The organism is Roseateles puraquae, from assembly GCF_002205845.1.
Taxonomy (GTDB): Bacteria; Pseudomonadota; Gammaproteobacteria; order Burkholderiales; family Burkholderiaceae_C; genus Pelomonas; species Pelomonas puraquae.
The window spans coordinates 1-6,001 of the sequence record NZ_NISI01000032.1; the positions used below are offsets into that span (position 1 = coordinate 1).

At 62.9% G+C, this 6,001-nt stretch carries 4 protein-coding genes and 2 pseudogenes; 2 read left to right on the plus strand and 4 right to left on the minus strand.

What is annotated here, in order from left to right; genetic code table 11:
* Positions 1–140 (plus strand): annotated as a pseudogene (locus CDO81_RS27310) (transposase); the annotation flags it as partial.
* A 7-nt stretch (positions 141–147) separates the two neighbouring features.
* Positions 148–417 (plus strand): annotated as a pseudogene (locus CDO81_RS27315) (tyrosine-type recombinase/integrase); the annotation flags it as partial.
* 225 nt (positions 418–642) lie between these two features.
* Here the strand turns inward: CDO81_RS27315 and CDO81_RS27320 are convergent.
* From CDO81_RS27320 to CDO81_RS27335, 4 genes are all read right to left on the minus strand, one after another.
* Complete coding sequence (locus CDO81_RS27320; RefSeq protein ID WP_088486426.1) at positions 643–1,239, minus strand: hypothetical protein; 597 nt, start codon at positions 1,237–1,239, stop codon at positions 643–645.
* The gene (locus tag CDO81_RS27325; protein ID WP_088486427.1) at positions 1,229–4,180 is read right to left on the minus strand and encodes a hypothetical protein; all 2,952 of its coding nucleotides are present in this window, start codon (positions 4,178–4,180) and stop codon (positions 1,229–1,231) included. Before CDO81_RS27325 ends, CDO81_RS27320 begins: the two co-directional genes overlap by 11 nt.
* Before the next feature lie 31 nt (positions 4,181–4,211).
* Positions 4,212–4,841: a poly-gamma-glutamate hydrolase family protein gene (locus CDO81_RS27330; RefSeq protein WP_158218459.1), complete on the minus strand. Its 630-nt coding sequence runs from the start codon at positions 4,839–4,841 to the stop codon at positions 4,212–4,214.
* An 879-nt stretch (positions 4,842–5,720) separates the two neighbouring features.
* Positions 5,721–6,001: transposase (locus CDO81_RS27335; protein ID WP_144397451.1), on the minus strand; the 281-nt coding region annotated here is incomplete at its 5' end.

The window sequence follows — 6,001 nt, forward strand, 5'->3', positions numbered from 1 at the left end:
TGGGCGTGGTCCCGCGACAGCACTCCAGCGGCGGCAAGCCGACGTTGCTGGGGATGAGCAAGCGCGGAGATGCATACCTGCGCACGATGCTGATTAACGGTGCTCGCTCCGTCATCTACAGGGCGACCCAGAAGGCCGATCCGGACGTTCCCCAGTCGGCTGCACGATTCACCTCATCTTGGGACCCGGCAGTACGCCCGGATCCTCGGGCACTGGGTGGACGAACTTGGGCTGGACCGCGCCGACTACGGCACACACTCGATGCGCAGGACCAAGGCGACGCTGATCTACCGCCGCACCAAGAACCTGCGCGCCGTGCAACTGCTGCTCGGTCACTCCAAGTTGGAGTCGACAGTGCGTTACCTCGGCATAGAGGTTGATGACGCCCTCGAAATCTCCGAGCAGACTGAGATCTGAAGTGTCCAAACTCTCCGCCGTGCCAGCCCGCGCGCCGGAACGGCGGGGAACCGACCGGCCGCTGTCTGGCGCCGGGCCGAGTTCACGCTCCCGGCCACAAGCGGCCGCCAGTTCATGTCCGCTCTTAGGTGTACGGGTGCCAACTGAACCCAAGGCGACTCAGAACTGCTGCAGGCATCCGACGTAGGACGTGCACATGGCAGGAGGTAGTCGGCCCATTGGCGGCTACTCGAGCCTCGTGCCAACCTCTCCGACAACCGTTCCGATGGGCTGAGCTGCAGCGGTTAGGAGCGCGCGGATGGAACTCTTGCCCTGCTCAACTGCAGCAACCGTCTCGAGTAGTGCGGGAAGACTCCGTGGAGACCTGAACAGGAAGGGGCTGGAGGCCAACCGCTTCCACGCAGCCGAGAGTCGACGCGCCACGGGTCGGCCGAACGTCATCTGAAGCACCAAGCCCTCGGAGAAGCAGACCGTAGCCGACGCCAGGAGAACCTGGATGCGAAACGTCTCTTCGGGGCCGAGGGCTGGTCCACGCATGAGTGCAAGCGCGGCCCCGAATGTTTCGCCTATTGACCGCTCTACTCGACGGCTGGCAACGTCGCGGGCAGCCTGATTCGACAGCGCCAGCCCGCGGGAAATGTCGGCAAGTGCCGTGACGACCGGACTACCGGCGCCCCAGGTGCGCAATGCCTCGTCGTGCCACGCGGTGACGGCCTGCACTGGGTCATCGCAGCAAATGGCACCTGCGGCAAACACCGCAAACCAGCCCTCGATGTTCAGCTTTGACTCGGTCGGCGGCGTGTCGCCGCCATCACCTTGCATGGCCTGCTGGCGGTCGGGAAGCGATGCGATGGTGTTGAAAGCTCGCTCGAAGGCAGCGAGCGCGCCAACGAACCCTGCGCCAGGCACAGATGCCCGCTCGTCGGAACGCGAACGCGTCTATGGCCTTCGCCGCTTCGGGCTCAGAAATCAGCGAGTCCCAGACTGCAAGGGCGCCGACGTCATCGTTGACTTGGAAGAGTGCGTTGACTCGCTGTTCGCGGATGGTGGGGGTCTCTCCGAACGTCGACGCCGCGTCGGCCAGGGTCTGCATTGCCGCCGCATGGTCGTGAAGGTGCTCACCCTGGACGATTGACGTCGCCTTCGCGACCTCACTGCCGAATTGGACGAGGCCGAAGCGACGTGCAATCGCATCAGCTCGGGACAGCAGCGCGATCGTTGGCGCCCATTCGGTCTCGCTGGAATGGCGCGAGGACCATGCACCGTGCACGAAGGCTCCACAAGAGTTCACCAGGGGCCAATGAAGCACGGCCTCAAAGGCTTGCCTCTCCTCGGCATCGGAATCAAGTTCAAGCCAGTCGAGGACTTCCGCCAGGTCTTTCAGGCTGCGCACAGAAGGCGCTTGAAGCGAGAGGTAGAACTGGGCGCTCGTCGCGCTTGCGGGGATGCCGTCGAGCGCACCGTACGACTGGGCTATGAACCGACGGCCATAGTCCTCAGCCACATCGGCAGCCTCGCCTTTCAGTTTGCTGAGGGTGCCAATCGCGGCCAACTTCGACCTCAAGGGAACTCGCGGATTCCTGTTGATGAGCAACTTGGAGCAGCGCATGACCTCTAGGGCTGCACGCGGTTCCTGCTCCGGAATCTGACCAACCTCATCGGTCCAACGGGCCAGGATGGTCGGGAGCGACTCGGAGTCAATCTGGTTCGCCACAGAGAACTGAAGTTGGCGCAACATGGCGCTGACAAAGGGCTGGGGTTCGAAGAAGCGCTGGCCCTCGGACAACGAGACGTACGGCAGCCAAACCAGTTGCTGAAAGACAGCGGCCGAGATCGTTTCCTCGCCGATGGTCTCCAGAATGCGAGCGCAGTGCGCGAGGCGGGACGCATCATGCGCGATGTAGGCGTGGAACAGGAGCGCCGCCGCATCGGCGACATCGAGACTCTTGACGCCTGCGATTGCGTCGTAGATGTGGCTGTGGGCAAGCTGCCTGCGTTCCAATGGCCAGACCTCTGCAGCAGACCCTTTCAACATCGGAGTCACACTGAGGCGTCCGACGAGAGCCTGCTCTAGCCACTTTCCTTGCAGTGAGTCAATGACGTCGCCACCGTTGTCGATGTCTCCGACAGCTCGAGTCAGGCCCAGCAACATCGGGCGCGTCAGCGGGAAGGTCGCCTCCGCGGCGGTGTACACAAACGCTGCTGTCTTGGGGGAGACGGTCTCGCTAAGCATCCGGCGTGCCACCTGCTTGGCGGTAGCGATAGCTGGCGAGGTCAACGTGATATCAGCCGGCGTGGGCGCTGGCCAGCCCTTCGTCCCGAGTTCGGCAATCCGCACCTGAACTAGCTTTGGGTGGCCCCCCGTCGCGCTGCGAATGAAGGCGGCCCACGCCTGTGACATATCCTCCGGACAGCCGTTGCTCAGACAATGCTGTTGAACCTCTTCTACCGACAGCTCAGGCACATCAATGGCTTCGATGCCCGCGAAATCCGAGAGCTGCGCGGTTTCGCCAGACTCACCGCGCGCCGTCAGAAGCAAGCCACGGCCCGCGCGAGTGGCACGGCTGACCAGCAGCGCCAATGCCTGTCCGTATGCCGCATGCGCACTCGGAGACAGGTCAATGTTGTCGACTACGACAAGCGAAGGAGCAGATTCATCAGCGATGCCGGCTGCTATCGCTCTCAGCAGGTTGTCAGTATCAACTCCACTGCGAGAGGCCACCGGGAACCACCAAGCATCCGGACAAAGTGCATTCGCCACAAGTTGGGCGATGGTCGTCTTGCCCTTGTAGATGGTGCCGGTAAGCAACACAGCCTTTCGTTCCGCCATTCGCAGACGAACGTGCTCGATGAGAGATGTTCGGTTCAGGAGGGGAGCTGGCGCTGGCGGCAGGGGCAGTCGCATGACCCTTAGGAGCGCATCCCCGGGGTCAAAGACGCCGGCTTGAAGTGCTCGCTGGAACTGCTGGTACTGCAGGGCGGGAATCGGGACATGCTCCGTCGTCGCCGCGTCAATCTCCCGCAGGAGGTCGGCAAGGCCCAAACGGCGGCTGGCAGACTCTGGCCGCACGAGCACGTCGCATGCGAAGGCATGAAGTCGGTCCCTGACTGCGGCCACGTACGATAGAGAGACATTGGCTTGGTTGAGCCGGACCACCAACCTGTCGTCGACGCTTTGCTTCACCGCATCGAGGCCGGGCTGGTTCAGGTACCAATGAACTCGGCGGATGAGTCGTTCCTGAACCTGTTCGGATGTGGCCGAGGCGAGGAACGCCCGCAGGCCACTGGTAAGAGCGAGCTTCAGCGTCAGGTAGGCCTGAATCTGCGCCGCCATTTCAGCATCGGTTTGGGCAATGCGCCAGGCTTCAAGGCCAGCGACTCCTCCGAACTGCGCATCTCGCTCGAGTGCGGCAGACGCGGTCGTGATGTAGTGGTAATCGACGCGCCGAGTCGACTCCCGCAGGCTGAGCCTCCAGAAGTTTTCGAGGGCCTCGTGGGAACGTTGGTTGTTGAGCGAGAGGCTTTCGGCCTCATGCTTGACCTGTCCGGCGATGGCGCCGCCCGAAGCTATTCGGTCAAGGTCCTCGGCACCTTCCAGGAAGATGACTTCGTCAGGTGAAGTCAGCCGCAACCAAGCATCAATCGACCACCAGATCTGATACACGATGCCTCGGATAGAGGCAACCGCCTGCCGCGCGGCGTCGCCCGCCAGCTCTCCATGGCTTGAAAAGGGGTCTGGCAGGTCGTTGAAACTGGACGCCATGGGCTAGGTACTAGCTACCAGCGCAAGAAGGTCAGACCGACAGCTTGGCGGCCCCGGGTCCCGTCCGACGTGCCGCACGTCGCAGTAGCACTTCCCTTGCCGCGGCTACGAGCTTTCGCTTGTGGGGTGACGACTTACGAAACGCGGCGCTGAGCTCCAACTGGACCCCGACGCCGCGGCGGCCGCGATTGCAGACGTTGTTTGGGTGGGTTCCGGGAAACTCATGGCCGTCGAGGTAGCACACGAGGCCCGCCTTGATCATCGCCGCGCCGAGTTCGGCTGCGAGTTCGTTGTCGAGTCCGCCCACGAGAACGACTTCACCGTCGACCTTGCATCCGTGGATTGCGACGACATCGTCGCAGGTCACCAGCAGTTCAAGGCAGCTAGGCTCGTCAAAATAGTGGCTCGTCAGGTGCAGCGCCGCATAGTTCTGCGTTGAGCGGATGCCTTCCAGCACGTACAAGGAAAACTCTGCGCCGGCGATGGCGGCTGCAATCTCCGAGGTTTGCTCTTCGATGCTGCCGCCGTGCGGCGCGACGATGCCAATGGAGGAGCCAGGTCTCGGCACGCGGGTGATGAGGTAGTCAGCACCTTCGTCGTATGCAGCCGCGAGGTCGGCGAACGAACGAAAGCTCTTGGCGAGAATTGGCGGGAGGCTCACGGCAGCGAGTTTATGTTGGTTACTTGCGCAGCAGCGGTTGGCAGTACTGCGCCCCGGGGGTCGTAGTCCGTGGCGTTGCACTCGTGCTCATCTGCAGTGCTCGCGAACTGTTTGCTGTGCGGATGCCAACGCGGTGCGCCAACGTCGGGCTGATCCGCAACAGCCAACTTCGCCGCCAGTCTGTGGCCGTCCGCGTCGCACGTTGAGGCGTCGGGGCGAATGACTGCTTTCGGACGGCCAACCCCGCACCTCGGAACTACTGCAACGGGTCGGTACCGCCAGTTCGCCCTGCACAGAAGAAGTCATCGGCGCGACGCGCCCAAAGATTCGCCGTCCGAGGTCACCTGCACGTCGCATAGCTGCCGCTCATGCCCCAGCTGGTGGCCGAGTCGAGCGTCGGCTTACTGCCGGATAGCGCGAATGCCCCCGTTGGCCCCGACCGGCTCCTCACGCTGCAAAGCCGTCCCCCGATGTGTTGCTCAACCCGATTGCACATCATCGACTAGGCACGCACACTGGCTGTCCAACTTCTGGGGGTCAGTTCACTGGTTTGGTGGACACCATCCTGGCTGCCTCAGCCCAACGGTTCAAGGTGAGTTGGCCGGACGTACATGGACGCCCCCGGTTTGCCAAGCTTCCAGTTCACTGCTGCACGAAGAAAAGATTGCACCCGTACATTCGGACTTTCAGTGCGAGGCGAGCTCGCTGTCCCTGATGGGTTCTGCTGGTCGGCGCCCAATCGCATACACGCACTCGAAGTGCCTCGTCCGGCGCGGGCTGTGCCAACCACGGTCTGACCTATCGTGCCATCAACTTGCTGGTTGCCTGAGCAATCGGCGGTGGGGTTCTCCTGTTCGTGTCGATGTCGGCGATATCTGGCTACGCCGCGGCGTAGCCAGCCTTGAACTCTCGCCCGTGCGCCAGTAGCGCCCAGACGGTCCTCGCGGTCTTGTTCGCCATCGCGACCGCGGCAACGTTCTTGTTGCGGCGCGTTGTAATCTTGACCAGCCAGCTGTCCGGATCGGCCTTCTGGGTCGCCCTGTAGATGACGGAGCGAGCACCGTGAATCAGCATCGTGCGCAGGTATGCATCTCCGCGCTTGCTCATCCCCAGCAACGTCGGCTTGCCGCCGCTGGAGTGCTGTCGCGGGACCACGCCCA

Excerpts from the sequence above, each read along its gene's own strand:
- CDO81_RS27320 (WP_088486426.1), bottom strand. The coding sequence starts at position 1,239 with ATGCAAGGTGATGGCGGCGACACGCCGCCGACCGAGTCAAAGCTGAAC.
- CDO81_RS27325 (WP_088486427.1), bottom strand. The coding sequence starts at position 4,180 with ATGGCGTCCAGTTTCAACGACCTGCCAGACCCCTTTTCAAGCCATGGA.